We start from the raw sequence: 17,974 nt of genomic DNA on the forward strand, positions 1-17,974 counted from the left end.
TGGATCATAATACAATTAATTAGAGTGTAACAAAATGTATTTCTATTTAATTAATTGGCTAATGGGTCGAAACAACTGTTGTCTTAGAAATAAAGACGGAAGCACCCAATCAACCGATGTTCCAAATTAGGGGAATAGCATGAAGCACACCAACTTGTTCCTGTCACTTGTCGCTGTGGGTGCTCTCGCTGCCTGCTCGACACCCGTGGCACCGCAGCCCGCCGCTCAGGCGCCGATGTCTCGCGTCTCCAATTACTCTCAAGCAGAAGTTGACGAAGCGGCCTCTGCCTACGTGTCCCTATTCAAGGAAACCATCGAGCAGAGCGTTTCCCGTCGCCAATACCAGGAAACCTTGGCTTACAAGCACATGAGTGCGGAGGCCTGCTTCGAAAGCCGTGCCAAGCGTCTGCTGTCCAAACAAGTGACCCAGGAAGAAAAGGACACTCTGATCCTGTCCCGGGTTTCCCAGGATCAGCTGAAAACCTACCAAAAACTGTCTGCGGGGTACGTCTACCGAATCAATGGTTTGGAGATGTTGACTTGTGACACGGCCGGTTTGAAGGTGGCTTACAAAACCGCCATGTACTGAAGCGCTGAACGTGTCCCCGGAATACATGCCCCACCCGCGCCGTGCGCGGGGGAGCTGTTCGGGGTTGATGTTTGGCATTCTTGGATGATCCGGTCTGTCCTGGCGGCGCTGCTTTTGCCGCAGCACGCGTTTGACGCCATCTCGGGTACGTCTCGCCAGCCACCCCTCTGGGGACGCGCCAGCGCACCACCGCACCAGATCCCCCCCGCATTCCTGCCTTGAGTCATTTCGCAGGGGACCGGCGTGCGGGGCTTGGCCGGACGTTCGGCTGTGGCGGTCGACTGCCAACTCTGCCAGGGGGGCTTCTGGTTTTCGCCTTCACCGCTGGGCGTTGTCCGCAGTCAGGGCGCCGGCATGGCCCGAGCCCAGGGTGCAGCAGGCGTTTCAGGGGCGTTGGCCGACGCATTGGAGGGGCCAGGGCGCGCCACGGCATTCACGATCGCAGAGTGGGTGGTCTGGACATCCTGGTGAACGAGGCAGGCATCCAAGTGACCGCACTTGTGTGGGACATTGGCGCTGAAGCGTTGCCCCGCATGTTGGACGTCAACGTCGTGGGGACTGCCCTGGGCATGATGCAGGCCTTCCGTGCCATGCAGCCGGGGGATGCTGCGGGGCAGGGGGGTGCGCAACGTGGCCCCAGTGGCCGCCACGATCACGGTCCCCGCCATTGCGGATGATTCCGCCAGCAAGGCCGCCATTGAGCGGTTGACCCGTGTCGCAGCCATGGCGTCCGGCAAGCTGGGCTGCGGCGTGCGGGTGAACGGCGTGTACCCTGGGCTGGTGCCGACCGACATGGGTATGAAGCCTGCGACCGATGAGGTTGCCGCCGGGCTTTTCCCCACGCCAGACGCCGAGGTAGGCGCCAGCATTGAGCAGACCCCTTTGGGACGATCGAGGACTTGGCGGATGCCGTGGCCTTTTTGTGGTCCGATGCGTCTCGCTCCATCACAGGCGCAGGGTTGCCTGTGGATGGTGGATTGGGTGTAGTCAGCCGGGCCGCTCTGGGCGGCTTTGGGTCAGCGCAGGGCTGGTTCGTTCTGGCTGCTCTGCAGGGGCACGCGGCGAGCACCGTTGAACCGCGTATCCCAGTAGGTGGCACGCATGTCCTCCACACGCACGTGTCCGCCAGTGCGCGGCGAGTGGATGAATTTGCCTTCGCCAATGTAAATGCCCACATGGCTGAAGGCGCGCTTCATGGTATTGAAGAACACCAGGTCACCGGGTTTGAGTTCGCTGCGATCAATGGTTTCGGTGGCGGCAGCTTGTTCGGACGAGCGCCGGGGGAGCAATTTGCCAACCGATTGCTCGTAAACCGCGCGCACAAAGCCGCTGCAGTCCACGCCGGATTCCATGTCGTTGCCACCATAGCGGTAGGGTACGCCGAGGAAGCCCATGGCATTGATGACGAGGCCAGAGGCGCGCTCGCTGACGCTGTCGCGAGCGGCTTGAATCTGGGTTCCCAAACGGGACATCAGACCCTTTTCTGCCAGCAGCGTGTCCATGGCCGCATAGTCTGGCTCATTGGGCGCAGCATGGACCAGCGCACAGGCGCTGCTCAGCAACAGAATGGAAACCCAAGTTTTCATGGTGGCGCAGGCTATCTGCTATTGCGCTCGAAGTCAAGTTAAATAGGGCGCATAGGACGTTGATTTCATGAATGAATGTGGATCTTCAAACTGGTCAGCGCTGGGGGTGGTGGTCATGGGCCAGGCTGGCCCACACTGGGGCGGCCAGCTTTGCTGGACTCTTGGCTTTGCGCTGGCACACGCTTGATGCGCTTGCATTGCAATCGATGTGAACGTTGTTCAATAAAATGATTTGTCTTTAAGTAATCGACAGTTGAATATTGGTTTGGCGGTGGTTTGAATATGTCTGTGAAGTTTGATGCAATCTCGCCGCAGCCCCCGCGCGATGAGGAGCGTCGCGCGCTTGCGCTTCGGCAAGGCCGCAGGGAGCGGCAGGCGCGCGCCGCGCAAGTTCGTCGCGGGCAGCTGCTGGAGGTTGCGTGGCAATTGCTTCAGGAGCAGGGCCCCGCCCGTTTCAACATGCGAGAGTTGGGGCTTCGTGCCGGCTACACGGCTGGTGCCATGTACGGGTATTTCGCCAGTCGTGAACACATCCTTCTGGCTTTGCGTCAGCGCTGGGTGGATGAGGTTGCCATTGCCGTGGCCCAGGCCAAGCTCCCGCGCCGTCTGCGGCGATCAGCGTCGGCAACGCCTTCCACGCGATTGGCCACCAGCCAGGAACTTGACACGGATGCTGCTGCGGACGCACGGGAGCGTTTTTTGGTCCGGTCCGAGGTTTGGTGGCGCAGCCTGACCCGAGAAGCCTTCGCCATCCCGTTGCTGCTGCTGCCGGGCCCCCTTCGGGAGGTGCGCGAAACGGCGGACGCCATGGACGAAGGGCGTGGTGAAGCCGTGCAGGGGGCCTGGATGCCGCTTGATGCTCTGGAGCACGCCACCCGGGCCTGTGTTGATGATCTGGAAGCCGCAGGCTGGGCTCCGGACCGCGCACGCGGCCTGCAACGGGAGGCACTCTGTCTGGGGTTCGGTCTGGCCACGTTGGGATCGCTGTCTGGCCACGGGGGGGATCGGGCTGGCGCGCCGTCGGCGGTTAACGGCTTTCGGATAACTTTGGAACGGTGGCTCGCCCATGGGGTGGCGTTGCCTTCTGCGCAAGCGCCATTGCAGGCAGCGGGTCAGCCAGATCTGTTTGCCCGCTGATCTTTGCCGGAGTGTGTGGGTGTTCAGCTTTTGCCCTCCCCACCGCAACCGCTCTAAGATCGCACCATGGCGTTGGGCGCCTCCGTCTACTGCGGGCCGCCGCACTGGTGCACCAGCAATGCAGGCTTCGCCCCCAGTCCCTTCAAACAAACGAGAAACGAGTAAACACCATGATGTTAGATGTCGACGATTCCCAGTTGGTGCTGGTGGACTACCAGGCCCGTCTGATGCCGGCCATCCATGAAGGCCCCCTGGTGCTGGCCAATGCGTTGCGCTTGGCCCGCGCTGCCCAACTGATGCAGGTGCCGGTGTGGGGTACCGAGCAGAATCCCGACAAACTGGGACCCAACGATGAGGCGCTTCGGGCGGCTTGCCGGAAAACGCTGTCCAAGATGAGCTTCAGCGCAGTGTCCGAAGGCCTGGTCGACTTGCTGCGGCCGCCGGCCCGGCCTGCGGGCGGTAATGCCCGCAGCCTGCCCAAACACTTGCAAAAGCCTGCTTCACAGACCCTTGAGCGCAACACCGTGGTGCTGGCAGGTTGCGAGGCCCATGTCTGTCTCTTGCAGACGGCGCTGGAGTTGATCGAGCAGGAAGTGGATGTTTGGGTTGTGACCGATGCCTGCGGCTCCCGCACCGAACGCAACCGCGATGCCGCGTTTGACCGCTTGGCCGGCGCCGGTGCAGAACTTATGACCACTGAAATGGTGGTCTTCGAATGGCTGCGCACGGCGGATCACCCCGTGTTTCGAGAAATGCAAGCCCTGATCAAGTAGCAAGAGGGCGGCGCGTCCGGTTGCGGGCAGGCGTTGGGGTGTGGTGGGGGTTTGCGCGGGGCGGATACATCCGGGGGTTTTGCGTCAGGCTGGCGCAAGTCTGATTCTCATAATTATGAATTCAGTTTGAGGCAGCCCCAATTTGCGACCACAGCGAACGGGCGAGACCCTTTTCCAGCCCGCACACACCCACCCGAGGAGACATCCATGGCTCACCCAGAGGCTTACGCCGACTTCCACCGCCGGTCCATCGAAGACCGTGATGCTTTCTGGGCCGAGCAAGCCCAGCTCGTTGATTGGCACAAACCATTCGACCGGGTCTGCAACTACGACAAGCCCCCGTTTGCGCGCTGGTTCGAAGGGGGGCTGATCAACCTGTGCCACAACGCAGTTGACCGGCATCTCAAGGACCGCGCCGATCAGAACGCGCTCATCTTTGTCTCGACCGAGACCGATGTCGAGAAGACCTACAGCTTTGGCCAGCTGCACGCTGAAGTGCAGCGGATGGCCGCGGTGCTGATGGCCCAGGGTGTCAAGAAGGGTGATCGTGTCCTGATCTACATGCCCATGATTCCTGAGGCGGCATTTGCCATGCTGGCCTGCGCTCGCCTGGGCGCCATTCATTCGGTGGTGTTTGGCGGCTTTGCCAGCCACTCGCTCGCCAGCCGCATCGAAGACGCCTCCCCCTTGGTCATTGTGAGCGCCGATGCAGGTTCGCGCGGCGGCAAGGTGGTGCCCTACAAGCCCTTGCTCGACGAGGCCATTGTGCTGTCCAGCCACAAGCCGGCGCATGTGGTGATGGTCGACCGCGGGCTGGTGGCGTTCAACCGCGTTGAGGGGCGCGACGTGGACTACACCAGTGCGAGGGCCCAGGTGATGGACCAGTTGGTGCCCTGCGAGTGGGTTGACGCGACCCACCCCAGCTACACCCTCTACACCAGTGGCACCACGGGCAAGCCCAAGGGTGTGCAGCGTGACACAGGGGGTTACGCGGTGGCGCTGGCCGCCAGCATGAAGCACATCTACATGGGTGAGCCCGGCGAGACCTACTTCTCCACCAGCGACATTGGCTGGGTGGTGGGGCACAGCTACATCATCTATGGGCCATTGATCGGCGGCATGGCCACGATCATGTACGAGGGCCTGCCGATCCGGCCCGACGCGGGCATCTGGTGGAATCTGGTGGAGCGGTACAAGGTGTCGGTCATGTTCAGTGCGCCCACCGCTGTGCGCGTGCTGAAGAAATACGACTCATCCTTCATCAAAAAGTACGATCTATCCAGCCTCAAGGCACTGTTCCTGGCGGGAGAGCCGCTGGATGAACCCACGGCCAAGTGGATTTCCAGCGAGCTGGGCAAACCCATCATCGACAACTACTGGCAAACCGAAACAGGCTGGCCCATCTTGTCGCTGTGCAATGGTGTCGAAGCTGCACCCAGCAAGTTCGGATCACCCGGCAAGGCCGTCTACGGCTACAACGTGAAGTTGCTGGACGACCAGACCGGCGAAGAGCTGCAGGGCGCGAATCAGAAAGGCGTGGTTGCCATTGAAGGGCCATTGCCACCGGGTTGCCTGCAGACCATCTGGCAAGACGATGAGCGTTTCGTCAGTACCTATTGGTCCAGCGTGCCCGGCAAGCTGGTGTACAGCACCTTCGATTGGGGCATTCGGGATGCCGATGGCTATTTCTTCATCCTCGGTCGAACGGACGATGTGATCAACGTCGCCGGACACCGCCTGGGGACCCGCGAAATCGAAGAAAGCATTTCCAGCCATCCGAAGATCGCCGAGGTGGCGGTGGTGGGGGTTGCCGATCAGCTCAAGGGCCAGGTGGCCATGGCCTTCGCCGTGCTGAAAGATGCCTCTTTGCTGACCGACGACGCATCGCGTCTCAAGCTCGAAGGCGAAGTGATGAAGCTGGTCGATGATCAATTGGGGGCTGTAGCCCGCCCGTCCCGTGTCCGGTTCGTCAGTGTCTTGCCCAAGACCCGCAGTGGAAAGCTGTTGCGCCGGGCCATCCAGGCCGTCTGCGAAGGTCGGGATCCTGGCGATCTGACCACCATGGACGATCCCGCGGCGTTGCAGCAGATCAAGGATACCCAGGCTTGATGCACCGTGTCCGCTCCGATGGACCACTTTGGAGCGGCGCGGGTATGTCAAGGGATGGCAAGCGCTTGGCCGGCCCAACAGGGGTGCTGCCGAGCGCCGCCTTTGGCCTGCAGGGGCTGCGCGCCCGTGGCTTTGTCAGTATGATGCATGCTTATATTGTCAAAGCGTGGTGCACGATGGAGCAACTGATCGGATTTGAAGCCAATGTGGAAAAGGCCCGCGTGTTTGAGCTCGCGGCGGAGTTGTTCGGTGTGCTGGCCACACCCATGCGCCTGCGCATCCTCAGCGCTTTGTGCGACAAAGAGAAGTCGGTTTCCCAGTTGCTGCAGGAAATCGAAACCACCCAGCCCAACCTCTCACAGCACTTGAATTTGCTGTACCGTGCGGGTGTTTTGGCCAAGCGCAAAGACGGCACCCAGGTGATTTACCGAGTGCAGAGCGAAAAAGCCGTGACCTTGTGTCGCACCGTGTGCACCCAGATCGCCATCGAGATGGGTGAGCCCAGTGCTGTGCTGGCCTCGGAGCGCCTGTCTCCCCGCATCGTTTCTCAGTAGCGCCTTGTCGCCTTTTCAGGGCACCGGCGCGCGGTGCCCGCGGTCCTGGAGCCGTCTTCACGCCATGCCCACGGTGCATCAAAGCCGTGCAAAAAACGCACTGAATGTGTGCGCCACCCCGTTTTTTTCTCCACGATGTGCCTCACGGTGGCACAATCATGGATTGCAGTCACGCCCTTCCACAGTCACTGTCGCATCCGCCAACCGGTCAAGCCGTGTCGCGGAAGGTTTCCTTAACCAACTTATGTTTCCCCGAGGGAAACGGAGGTCAGCGGATTTATGAGCGATTCCTCATCCGGCAACGTTTACGTCGCCTATCAAAATAACTCGTACCTTTTCGGCGGCAATGCGCCGTATGTCGAAGAGATGTACGAAAACTACCTGGCCAGCCCCGGTAGCGTGTCAGAGTCCTGGCGCGAATATTTCGATGCACTGCAAAACGTGCCCGCCGCTGACGGCTCTGATGCCCGCGACGTCCCCCACCTCCCGGTTGTCAATGCGTTTGCCGAGCGCGCCAAACAAGGCGGAACCCGTGTGGTCATGGCCGCTGGTGCCGACTCCGATCTGGGGCGCAAGCGTGTCGCTGTTCAGCAGCTGATCGCCGCTTACCGCAATGTCGGTTCACGCTGGGCCGATCTCGATCCCCTCAAGCGCGACGAACGCGACAACATTCCCGAGCTGGAGCCGTCGTTCTACGGCTTCACCGATTCCGATTTCGAGACCGTGTTCAACACCAGCAACACGTTCTTCGGCAAAGAAGTCATGTCGCTGCGCGACCTGCTCAATGCCCTTCGCGAGACCTATTGCGGTACCGTGGGCACCGAGTACATGTACACCTCCGACCAGCGCGAGAAGCGCTGGTGGCAAGAGCAGCTGGAGAGCAAGCGCAGCAAGCCGGTGTACGACGCCGACAAGAAAAAGGAGATTCTGAAGCAACTGACCGCTGCCGAAGGCCTTGAGCGTTACCTGCACACCAAGTACGTGGGGCAGAAGCGCTTCTCGCTGGAAGGTGGCGAGAGTTTCATTGCCTGTATGCACGAGCTGGTGCAGCTTTCCGGCTCGCGCGGCGTGCAGGAAGTGGTGATCGGCATGGCCCACCGCGGCCGCCTCAATGTGTTGGTTAACACCCTGGGCAAGACGCCCGCCGGCTTGTTTGCTGAGTTTGACCACACCGCCGTTGAAGATCTGCCATCCGGTGATGTGAAGTACCACCAGGGTTTCAGCTCGGACATCGCCACCCCTGGTGGCCCGGTCCACCTGACGCTGGCGTTCAACCCGTCCCACCTGGAAATCGTGAACCCAGTCGTCGAAGGCTCGGTGCGTTCGCGCCAGGAGCGCCGCAAGGACACGGACGGCGACACCGTGTTGCCGATTCTGGTGCACGGCGATGCCGCTTTTGCCGGCCAAGGCGTGGTCATGGAGACCCTGGCCCTGTCGCAAACCCGTGGCTACTACACGGGCGGCACGGTGCACGTGGTGATCAACAACCAGATTGGTTTCACCACCAGTGACCCGCGCGACACGCGCTCGACGCTGTATTGCACCGATGTGGTCAAGATGATTGAGGCCCCCGTGTTGCACGTCAACGGTGACGATCCCGAAGCGGTGGTGTTCTGCACGCAGCTGGCACTGGACTACCGCCAGGAGTTCAACAAAGACGTCGTGATCGACATTGTTTGCTTCCGCAAACTGGGTCACAACGAGCAAGACACACCAGCGCTGACGCAACCGCTGATGTACAAAAAGATCGCGCAACACCCGGGTACGCGCAAGCTGTATGCCGATCGCCTGGCCGCGCAAGGTCTCGGTGACACGCTGGGTGACGAAATGGTCAAGGCCTACCGCCTGGCCATGGACGAAGGCCGCCACGCCAAAGAATTCACCATCACCAACGCGCACAACAAGTTTGTGGTGGACTGGTCGCCTTACCTCAAAGCCAAGTGGACCGACAACGGTGACACGAGCCTGCCTGAGAAGGAATGGAAGCGCATCGCCGAGAAACTGACCACCATTCCCGGCAATGTGACGGCTCACAATCTGGTGAAAAAGGTCTATGACGACCGCGCTGCCATGGGCCGCGGGGACGTCAATGTGGACTGGGGCATGGGTGAGAGCATGGCTTTCGCCACGCTGGTGGGCGCCGGTTATGGTCTTCGCCTCTCCGGCGAAGATTGCGGGCGCGGTACCTTCACCCACCGACACTCCGTGATCCACGACCAGAGCCGGGAAAAGTGGGACAGCGGTACCTACATTCCCCTGCAGAACATCAGCGCCGATCAAGGCCAGTTCACCGTCATCGATTCCATCCTGTCGGAAGAAGCGGTGCTGGGTTTTGAATATGGTTTTGCCAGCAACGACCCCAACACCTTGGTGATCTGGGAAGCCCAGTTCGGCGATTTCCTGAACGGCGCTCAAGTGGTGGTCGATCAGTTCATCGCCAGTGGTGAAGTGAAGTGGGGCCGCTTGAATGGCATCACGCTGATGCTGCCCCATGGTTACGAAGGCCAGGGCCCTGAGCACAGCTCGGCCCGTATCGAGCGCTTCATGCAGCTCGCTGCCGATACCAACATGCAGATCGTGCAGCCGACCTCGGCCAGCCAGATCTTTCACGTGTTGCGCCGCCAGATGATCCGCCCACTGCGCAAGCCGCTGATCATCTTCACGCCCAAGTCCCTCTTGCGCAACAAGGATGCCACGTCGCCCCTGGCCGAATTCACCAAAGGCCAGTTCCAGACGGTGATTCCGGAGCAGAACGAGGCGGTGGTGAAAAAGGCCGACAAGGTCAAGCGCATCATTTGTTGCTCGGGCAAGGTTTACTACGACCTGGTCAAAAAACGCGAAGAAATGGGTACCGACGATGCGGTCATCCTGCGTGTTGAGCAGCTCTACCCCTTCCCGCACAAGGTGTTCTCGGCCGAAGTCAGAAAATACCCGAACGCCACCGACATCGTGTGGTGCCAGGACGAGCCACAAAACCAGGGCGCGTGGTTCTTTGTGCAGCACTACATCCACGAGAACATGCTCGATGGCCAGAAGCTGGGTTATGCGGGTCGCGCGGCTTCGGCTTCGCCTGCGGTGGGCTATGCCCATCTGCATCAGGAACAACAAAAGAACCTGATCGAAGCCGCTTTCGCCAAGTTGAAGGGCTTTGTCCTCACGAAATGATGCGATGACCGAATGACTCCCCGGTTGCGTCGCTGCCCAGCGCGCAACCCCGGGGCCGGCTGCACGGCGGCGTCATCAACCCCATATTAAAAAATTCTGAATCGAGATATCCCATGGCAATCGTAGAAGTCAAAGTCCCACAGCTCTCTGAGTCGGTGGCCGAAGCCACGCTGCTGCAGTGGAAAAAGAAGGCCGGTGAGGCCGTTGCGATCGATGAAATCCTGATCGAAATCGAAACCGACAAGGTGGTGCTGGAAGTGCCTGCGCCTTCGGCCGGTGTGCTGATAGAGATCGTGCAGGTCGATGGCGCGACAGTGACTGCTGAGCAGCTGATTGCGCGCATCGATACCTCGGCCGCGGCTGGCGCTGCCGCGCCTGAAGCGGCGCCTGCGCCGGCTGCTGCTCCCGCACCGGCTGCCGCACCGGCAGCAGCCGCTGCTGCTGGTGGCAGCAAAGCCGGTGTGGCCATGCCCGCCGCCGCCAAATTGATGGCCGACAACAAGCTCGCGGCCGGCAGCGTGGCCGGCTCCGGCAAAGACGGCCGCGTGACCAAGGGCGATGTGCTGGCCGCTGTGGCTGGTGGCGGCGCCAAGGCGGTGTCCGCGCCCGTGGCCATCCCCACTGGTGCGCCCACCAAGGTGTTGCCGCAAGTGGCCATGGTGGCCCCTGATCTGGGTGACCGTCCGGAAGAGCGCGTGCCCATGACGCGTCTGCGTGCCCGCGTGGCCGAGCGCTTGCTGCAGTCGCAGGCCACCAACGCCATCCTGACCACGTTCAATGAAATCAACATGGCTCCGGTCATGGAGATGCGCAAGCGCATGCAGGAGCGCTTCGAAAAAGAACATGGCGTCAAGCTGGGGTTCATGAGTTTCTTCGTCAAAGCGGCTGTGCATGCGCTGAAGAAGTTTCCCGTGATCAACGCATCGATCGATGGCACCGACATCGTGTACCACGGTTACTTCGATATCGGTATCGCGGTGGGCTCGCCCCGTGGTCTGGTGGTGCCGATCTTGCGCAACGCCGACCAGATGAGCTTTGCTGACATCGAGAAGAAGATCGCTGATTTTGGCCAGCGGGCCAAAGACGGCAAGATCACCCTGGACGACATGACCGGGGGTACTTTCTCGATTTCCAACGGCGGCACCTTCGGCTCCATGATGTCCACCCCCATCATCAACCCGCCCCAGTCGGCGATCCTCGGCGTGCACGCAACCAAAGAGCGTGCCATGGTGGAGAACGGCCAGGTCGTGGTTCGCCCGATGAACTACTTCGCCATGTCCTATGACCACCGCATCATCGACGGCCGCGAAGCCGTTCTGGGTCTCGTGGCCATGAAGGAAGCGCTGGAAGACCCAGCCCGCCTCCTTTTTGATATCTGATCAGACAAGCGAAACAGCAGACGCCCCTTCGGGGGCGTTTGTCCAACTTCATTCAGGAATAGAACATGTCTCAAGCATTTGACGTCGTCGTGATCGGCGCAGGCCCCGGCGGATACATCGCCGCCATTCGTGCCGCCCAGCTGGGCTTCAAGGTTGCGTGTATTGACGAGTGGAAGAACGCCGCTGGTGGCCCTGCACCCGGCGGTACCTGCACCAACGTGGGTTGTATCCCATCCAAGGCGCTGTTGCAGTCCTCTGAGCACTTCGACCACGCCAACCACCACTTTGCCGAACATGGCATCAGCACCGGCACCGTCAAGATGGACGTGGCCAAGATGCTGGGCCGCAAAGACACCGTGGTGAAGCAGAACAACGACGGCATCCTGTATCTGTTCAAGAAAAACAAGATCACCTTCTTCCATGGCCGTGGCTCATTTGCCCAGGCCAACGCCGAGGGTTATGACATTCTGGTCAAGGGCGACAAAGAAGAAACCATCAAGGCCACGCAGGTGATCGTGGCCACGGGATCCAACGCCCGTGCTTTGCCAGGTGCAGACTTCGATGAAACGCAGATTCTGTCGAACGATGGCGCGCTGCGCATTGGCGCCGTGCCCAAGAAGCTGGGCCTGATTGGCGCTGGCGTGATCGGTCTGGAGATGGGCTCGGTGTGGCGCCGTCTGGGCGCAGAAGTGACCGTGCTCGAAGGCCTGCCCACATTCCTGGGTGCCGTGGACCAGCAGATCGCGAAAGAGGCCAAAAAGGCCTTCGACAAGCAAGGTCTGAAGATCGAAATGGGCGTCAAGGTGGGTGAAATCAAGACCACCAAAAAAGGCGTCAACGTCGCCTACACCACCGCCAAAGGCGAAGAGGTGTCGCTCGATGTGGACAAGCTCATCGTCTCCATTGGCCGTGTGCCCAACACGAGCGGTTTGAACGCCGAAGCGGTCAAACTCAAACTCGATGACCGTGGGGCTGTTGTTGTGGACGACGAATGCCGCACCAACCTCAAGGGCGTCTGGGCGGTCGGCGATGTGGTTCGCGGCCCCATGCTGGCACACAAGGCTGAGGAAGAGGGCGTGGCTGTGGCCGAGCGTATCGCGGGCCAACACGGCCATGTGAACTTCAACACCATCCCCTGGGTGATCTATACCCACCCCGAGATCGCTTGGGTGGGCCGCACGGAAGAGCAGCTCAAAGCCGATGGTGTGGCCTACAAGGCGGGCACGTTCCCTTTCCTCGCCAACGGCCGGGCGCGCGCCCTGGGCGACACAACCGGCATGGTCAAGTTCCTGGCTGACGCCACCACCGACGAGATCCTGGGGGTGCACATCGTCGGCCCCATGGCATCCGAATTGATCTCCGAAGCCGTGGTGGCGATGGAGTTCAAGGCCAGCGCTGAAGACATCGCGCGCATTTGCCACGCCCACCCTTCTTTGTCGGAAGCGACGAAAGAGGCTGCTTTGGCAGTGGACAAGCGCACGCTCAACTTTTGACCCACCCCCGCGCCGCGCTGGCGCGCGTCACCCCCCCCCCGAAGGGGCCATCCCTGTGGCCCGGCGTTGCCAGTTCCACGGGATGCCTGGCGGGAAGTCCGCGCGCCGGTCAAAGCCTCTTCACCGGCCCAGCCCATGTCCGTTCGACAAACCTATGAAGCCGCGCTCAAAGAGCGTGGCTACACCACCGATCCAGCCCAGCAACGCGCGATAGAGGCGCTGGAGCGGTGCGCGACCGAATGGACGGAGTACAAGCAGCGACGTTCCAATTCGCTGAAGAAGCTGTTCGTTAATCCCGAAATTCCGCGTGGGGTTTACATGTTCGGTGGTGTCGGGCGCGGGAAAAGTTTTCTGATGGATTGCTTTTACAACGCGGTTCCCATCAAGCGGAAAACGCGCCTGCACTTCCACGAGTTCATGCGTGAGGTGCATCGCGAGTTGCGCGAAATGCAGGGCACCGTCAACCCGCTGACCGAGTTGGGCCGGCGCATGGCCAAGCGCTACAAGCTGATCTGCTTTGACGAATTTCATGTGGCTGACGTGACCGACGCCATGATTCTTCACCGCTTGTTGGCCGCGCTGTTCGATGCTGGCGTTGGTTTTGTGACCACCTCCAACTTTCATCCGGACGGCTTGTATCCCGATGGCTTGCACCGCGACCGCATCTTGCCCGCCATTGAGTTGCTCAAAGGCCGGCTGGAGGTGATCAACGTGGACAACGGAACCGATTACAGGCAGCAAACGTTGGCCCAGGTGGATCTGTACAAGACCCCGCTTGGCCGCGATGCAGATGCAGCCATGCAGCATGCGTTTGAACGATTGGCTGAGTCGGCCGATCAAGAGCCCGTGATGCATCTGGCTTCTCGCAAGATCCCTGCGGTGCGACGCGCAGGTGGGGTGATCTGGTTCGAGTTCCGTGCTCTTTGCCAAGGTGCTCTGTCCCAGAACGATTATCTGGAAATCGCCACGCAGTTCCACACGGTGCTGTTGTCCAACGTGCCGCAGATGGCGGTTCGACAGGCCTCGGAAGCCCGCCGCTTCACCTGGCTGGTAGACGTTCTATACGATCGCCGCGTGAAGCTCATCATGTCTGCAGCTGTGCCGGCCGACGAGCTCTATGTAGAAGGCCCGATGTCGCACGAATTCCCGCGCACGGTCTCGCGTTTGAGCGAGATGCAGTCGGCGGAATTTTTGGCGCTAGAACACCGTTTGGTGGACACCGCACTGACCTGAGGACCAGGAAACCGGAACCGGGTCGCTGACCCGGTCGAAATTCTAGGACGCCTACCCGGGCCGCTGGGTGGTGTGTGACCTTGGCAGACGCCAAAACCACCCTGCGATCGCAGGGATGGGATGGGCGGCGTGTGCTGGCCGATCAGCTCAAAGGGTCAAATTTGACGATCACCATGGAGAGGTTGTCGCCCATGCCTTTGGCTCGGGTGCGCGCTTTCTGGATCAGGAATTCGCAAGCCTCACGGGGCGAGAGCATGGTCACTGTGCTGGCCAGCTCTTCCGGGGTGAAATAGTGCCAGACACCATCGCTGCAAGCGAGCAGCACGTCGCCAGCGGTCAGGTTGCGGGTGACGTGGATGTCCACGGGCGGGTCGTTTTCGGTGCCCAGACACCCCATCAGGATGTTGGAGTGCGGATGATCGAGGGCGTCTTCTTCACTGATCTCGCCCTGGTTGACCAGCGTCTGCACGTACGAGTGATCCATGGTCCGAAATACCATCTTGCTGTTGCGAAAATGGTAGATCCGGGAGTCGCCCGCGTGGATCCAGTGGGTGTCTCCGCCCGGGTTGATCAGAAAGGCTGCGATGGTGCTGTGGGGCTCTTGCTCCGCAGAGACCGCCGTCAGTTTGATCACCAGATGCGACTCTTCTACGATCTGGCGCAAGATCGCTGAGGGATCGTCGACTTGGGGATCAAAGCGGTCAAACAGCTGGCGCGTTGTCAACATGACCTGATCCGAGGCCTTGCGGCCACCGCTGCGACCGCCCATGCCATCGGCGACCACGGCCAGGAGGCAGCCGTCGATACGGGCATGATGCAACAGGCAGACTTGGTCTTGCTGGTAGTCACGATCGCCCCGGTGGATACCGGTGGACGCGTGGATGCGATAGCCTTTGGACATTTGGGGATCAGACAGAGTGAAACAATTGTGACGTTCTTCGCCGTGTGCACACAGATAGTAACCATGAATCGCTACTCCGATGGAGACTATCATCATTTTCAGTCACGGCTTCCCGCGCGGGATACCGTGAGTGGGCCCGTGTGCAGCAGCCCTGTACGTGGCTGGGCTGCTGTGGTTTGGGGTGTCGTCTGAGCGCGCTTGCGGCGTTGGTGCAGGCGGCTTTTTCCCAGGGTGGCGCTGCATTGGTGGCCCGTCCCGCTCAGGTGGCCATGGCCGTGGCAGTTGCTGAGACATTGGATGCTTGCGGTGTTCTGGTCGTCGAGGCGGGTACGGGCGTTGGCAAAACCTTTGCGTACCTCGCGCCTTTGCTGCTGGGGGGGCGGCGTGCGTTGGTGTCCACGGCAACCCAGGCGCTTCAAGACCAGCTGTTCCACCGCGACATCCCTGCATTGACGGCCTGGCTGGGCTTGCCCGTGCGGGCCGCCTTGCTGAAGGGTCGCGCGAGCTATGTGTGTGTCCATCGCGTGGACCTTGCGCGACGGGGCGAGATGGGTGGGGCGCGACTGGATCCAGCCCATGCCGCGGCCCTTGAGCACGTGCACCGCTGGGCGACGTTGTCGGCGCAAGGTGATCTGGCGGAGCTGCCGGGTCTGGATGACAACTCACCATTGCGCCCCTGGATCACTTCCACCCGGGACAACTGTCAAGGGAGTCAGTGTCCGCGCGTTGCCGATTGTCATGTGAACCGTGCCCGTGCCAGTGCCATGGCTGCCGACTGGGTGGTGGTCAACCACCATCTCTTTTTTGCCGATCACCTTGTGCAGGCGGAGGGGCTCGCCGAATTGTTGCCAGGTGTTGATGCGGTGGTGCTGGATGAAGCCCACCGGGTGAACGATATCGGTCTGCAGGTGTTGGGCCGCTCGGTGGGCGCACGCGATCTTCAGGTACTCGCTCGTGAGCTCCGGGTACAGGGTGAGCGGTGGGCCAGGGGTTTGCAGCCCTGGGGGCATTGCGCCTTGCTGCTGGAACAGGCAGCGCAGGCGCTGGATCGCCATTTGCGACCGGTGCTGAGTGCGGCGGCCCGGGTGCGCTGGACAGGGTCAGCCCCCCAAGGCGTGGATCCGCTGACCTGGTCCAGGGATGTGGCGGCTGTGAGTCTCGCCCTGGCGCAGGCTGCGCGGGTACTGGAGTCCGCAGCGGACGCCGCTGAACCCTTGAGGCGGTTGCACGGGTTCGCACACCAGTTGAGCCGCCAATGGCGGGCGCTGGGGCAGGCCACGGGTGGCACAGAGCAGGGGGTGCGCTGGGTGGACAGCGATGGTTCGGATGGCCCATGGCGTCTGCGTGTGGCATTCATGGACGCCGCCCATGCCTTTCACCGCTTGTTTGAAGCACGATCAGACTCGCTGGCCTGGGTCTTCACCTCCGCCACCCTGGGCACTGAGCCCGAGCTGCGCTGGTTCACCGAACCGCTTCGATTGGCGGAAGACGCTCGGACGCGGTGCCTTCGTCTGGACAGTCCTTTGGATCATGCAAGGCTGGGGCGGCTTTTTGTCCCCACCAACCTGCCGTCGTCGTCAGATGCGCAACACAGCCGCCAGTTGGCCGCAGCAGTCGCTCGCTGGGCTGAGCGGTTGGGCGGATGCACGCTGGTGCTCACCACCAGCCTGAAAGCCATGCAGGTGATTGGTGAGGTGCTGCAGCGCGGCGTAGCCCAGGGTCAGTGCGGGCCTTTGCGGGTGCTGGTCCAGGGGCAGATGTCCAAGCGGGCCCTGCTGGCCGGATTCCGGCAGGCGGGGGAGGGTGGTGGCCCTGGTGCGGTGCTGGTGGCTTCGATGTCGTTCTGGGAAGGCGTTGACCTGGTGGGGGACAGTCTGCAGTTGCTGGTGATCGACAAACTGCCCTTTCCCGCGCCCGACGATCCGCTGATGGCTTTGCGGGCCCAGCGAGCAGAGGATGCCGGTGGATCGGTGTTTCGATCGTGCCATTTGCCGCAGGCCGCCATGGCGCTCAAGCAGGGGGCAGGCCGATTGATACGCAGTGAGACCGATCGGGGAGTGCTTGTGGTCGCCGACGATCGCCTGCTGACCCGGTCTTATGGTCCGGAATTGTTGGCCGCTTTGCCCCCGATGTCCTTGCTCGAAAGCGAGGCAGGACTGGCGGCCGAACTGGACCGTCTGAGGCTTACCAGAGCTTCCACCAGGGCCCGGTCACGCTCTTCACGCCCGAACTGAGGAATCCGCTCGCGGGGTAGTTGGTCTGCATGACCCGCTGGGCGTCGTCCCTGAGCTGGGTCATACCGAGCGCGTCGTAGCTTTTCATGAGGATGTACAGCGCTTCTTCCAGGGCTGGCGCGTTGGCGTAGTCCGTCAATGCCACCTGCACGCGGTTGATCGCAGCCAGGTAGGCACCGCGTTTGTAGTAATAGCGGGCCACATGCACTTCTGAATCGGCCAGCGAATTCACGATGTAGGTCATGCGTTCGCGCGAATCGGGCGCGTACTTCGACTCGGGAAATCGTGTCACCACTTCGCGGAATGACTCGAAAGAGGCCTTGGCCGATTTCTGGTCACGCTCGGACAGGTCTTGCTGGGCCAAGGAGCCGAACAGACCCAGGTTGTCGTTGAAGTTGACCAGGCCTTTGAGGTAGATCGCGTAGTCCAGCGCTGGGCTGGCGGGGTGCAACCGCAGAAACCGGTCCAGCACGGCCAGCGCCTGCGCCTGCTCGTTGCTCTTGTAGTAGGTGTAGGCTTTGTCCAGCTCAGCTTGCTGGGCCAGTGGAGTGCCTGCGGCGCGGCCTTCGAGCTTTTCGTAGAGCGTGATAGCTTTGTCGAAGTTGCCCACAGCGCGCTCTTGGCTGGCTTCTGAATAAATCTTCTCGGGGCTCCAGCCAATGGTTTCGTCCACAGGCGTGGTGTTGCAGGCCGTCAAGGCCAGCACGGTGGCCAGTGTGCCGAAAGACACAGCCGATAATCTGAAACAAAGCATCTCGCTTGCACCTTTACAACGGAAAGACAGGTCTTGGCAGCTGAAATTATATCGACGGTACTCTCCT

Annotated in this window: 14 protein-coding genes and 1 pseudogene; 12 read left to right on the forward strand and 3 right to left on the reverse strand. The window is 61.2% G+C overall.

Features of this window, described 5'->3' with window-relative positions:
- The first annotated feature begins 139 nt into the window (after positions 1–139).
- The 3 genes and pseudogenes from E5678_RS03855 to E5678_RS22785 form a co-directional block, all read left to right on the forward strand.
- Complete coding sequence (locus E5678_RS03855; RefSeq protein WP_136177302.1) at positions 140–589, forward strand: hypothetical protein; 450 nt, start codon at positions 140–142, stop codon at positions 587–589.
- Between the two features lie 500 nt (positions 590–1,089).
- Positions 1,090–1,266 carry a hypothetical protein gene (locus tag E5678_RS22780; protein ID WP_281728123.1) on the forward strand — a complete coding sequence of 59 codons (177 nt, stop codon included), beginning with the start codon at positions 1,090–1,092 and terminating at the stop codon, positions 1,264–1,266.
- Positions 1,229–1,339, forward strand: a pseudogene (locus E5678_RS22785) (oxidoreductase); the annotation flags it as partial. The gene E5678_RS22780 and the pseudogene E5678_RS22785, both read left to right, overlap by 38 nt.
- Positions 1,340–1,605: 266 nt before the next feature.
- Here the strand turns inward: E5678_RS22785 and E5678_RS03865 are convergent.
- The gene (locus tag E5678_RS03865; RefSeq protein ID WP_136177303.1) at positions 1,606–2,175 is read right to left on the reverse strand and encodes a C40 family peptidase; all 570 of its coding nucleotides are present in this window, start codon (positions 2,173–2,175) and stop codon (positions 1,606–1,608) included.
- A gap of 288 nt (positions 2,176–2,463) precedes the next feature.
- On the opposite strand from E5678_RS03865, the gene E5678_RS03870 reads away from it, so the two are divergent.
- The 8 genes from E5678_RS03870 (at position 2,464) to zapE (ending at position 14,018) form a co-directional block, all read left to right on the forward strand.
- Positions 2,464–3,312, forward strand: coding sequence for a TetR/AcrR family transcriptional regulator (locus E5678_RS03870; protein WP_168708482.1), 849 nt, complete (start codon positions 2,464–2,466; stop codon positions 3,310–3,312).
- Between the two features lie 170 nt (positions 3,313–3,482).
- The gene (locus E5678_RS03875) at positions 3,483–4,085 is read left to right on the forward strand and encodes an isochorismatase family protein (protein ID WP_136177305.1); all 603 of its coding nucleotides are present in this window, start codon (positions 3,483–3,485) and stop codon (positions 4,083–4,085) included.
- Positions 4,086–4,292: 207 nt separating this feature from the next.
- Positions 4,293–6,194: a propionate--CoA ligase gene (locus E5678_RS03880; protein WP_136177306.1), complete on the forward strand. Its 1,902-nt coding sequence runs from the start codon at positions 4,293–4,295 to the stop codon at positions 6,192–6,194.
- Between the two features lie 176 nt (positions 6,195–6,370).
- Complete coding sequence (locus tag E5678_RS03885) at positions 6,371–6,748, forward strand: metalloregulator ArsR/SmtB family transcription factor (RefSeq protein ID WP_136180617.1); 378 nt, start codon at positions 6,371–6,373, stop codon at positions 6,746–6,748.
- A 279-nt stretch (positions 6,749–7,027) separates the two neighbouring features.
- A complete protein-coding gene (locus E5678_RS03890) occupies positions 7,028–9,913 on the forward strand; it encodes a 2-oxoglutarate dehydrogenase E1 component (RefSeq protein ID WP_136177307.1) in 2,886 nt (961 codons plus the stop codon).
- A gap of 113 nt (positions 9,914–10,026) precedes the next feature.
- Positions 10,027–11,292 (forward strand): 2-oxoglutarate dehydrogenase complex dihydrolipoyllysine-residue succinyltransferase, encoded by a 1,266-nt coding sequence (odhB, locus tag E5678_RS03895; RefSeq protein ID WP_136177308.1) that lies wholly within the window; start codon positions 10,027–10,029, stop codon positions 11,290–11,292.
- A 65-nt stretch (positions 11,293–11,357) separates the two neighbouring features.
- A complete protein-coding gene (gene lpdA / locus E5678_RS03900; RefSeq protein WP_136177309.1) occupies positions 11,358–12,785 on the forward strand; it encodes a dihydrolipoyl dehydrogenase in 1,428 nt (475 codons plus the stop codon).
- Between the two features lie 135 nt (positions 12,786–12,920).
- Positions 12,921–14,018, forward strand: coding sequence for a cell division protein ZapE (gene zapE / locus E5678_RS03905; protein WP_136177310.1), 1,098 nt, complete (start codon positions 12,921–12,923; stop codon positions 14,016–14,018).
- Between the two features lie 142 nt (positions 14,019–14,160).
- On the opposite strand, the gene E5678_RS03910 is transcribed toward zapE, so the two are convergent.
- On the reverse strand, positions 14,161–14,919 hold the full coding sequence (locus E5678_RS03910; protein WP_136177311.1) for a protein phosphatase 2C domain-containing protein: 759 nt from the start codon (positions 14,917–14,919) through the stop codon (positions 14,161–14,163).
- A 245-nt stretch (positions 14,920–15,164) separates the two neighbouring features.
- On the opposite strand from E5678_RS03910, the gene E5678_RS03915 reads away from it, so the two are divergent.
- Positions 15,165–17,153, forward strand: coding sequence for an ATP-dependent DNA helicase (locus E5678_RS03915; protein WP_247596906.1), 1,989 nt, complete (start codon positions 15,165–15,167; stop codon positions 17,151–17,153).
- Here E5678_RS03915 and E5678_RS03920 read toward each other — a convergent pair.
- Positions 17,104–17,907: an outer membrane protein assembly factor BamD gene (locus E5678_RS03920; protein ID WP_136177312.1), complete on the reverse strand. Its 804-nt coding sequence runs from the start codon at positions 17,905–17,907 to the stop codon at positions 17,104–17,106. The genes E5678_RS03915 and E5678_RS03920 overlap by 50 nt on opposite strands.
- Between the last annotated feature and the right edge of the window lie 67 nt (positions 17,908–17,974).

The sequence above is a fragment of the Hydrogenophaga sp. PAMC20947 genome (assembly GCF_004795855.1).
In the GTDB taxonomy this organism is placed as follows: domain Bacteria; phylum Pseudomonadota; class Gammaproteobacteria; order Burkholderiales; family Burkholderiaceae_C; genus Hydrogenophaga.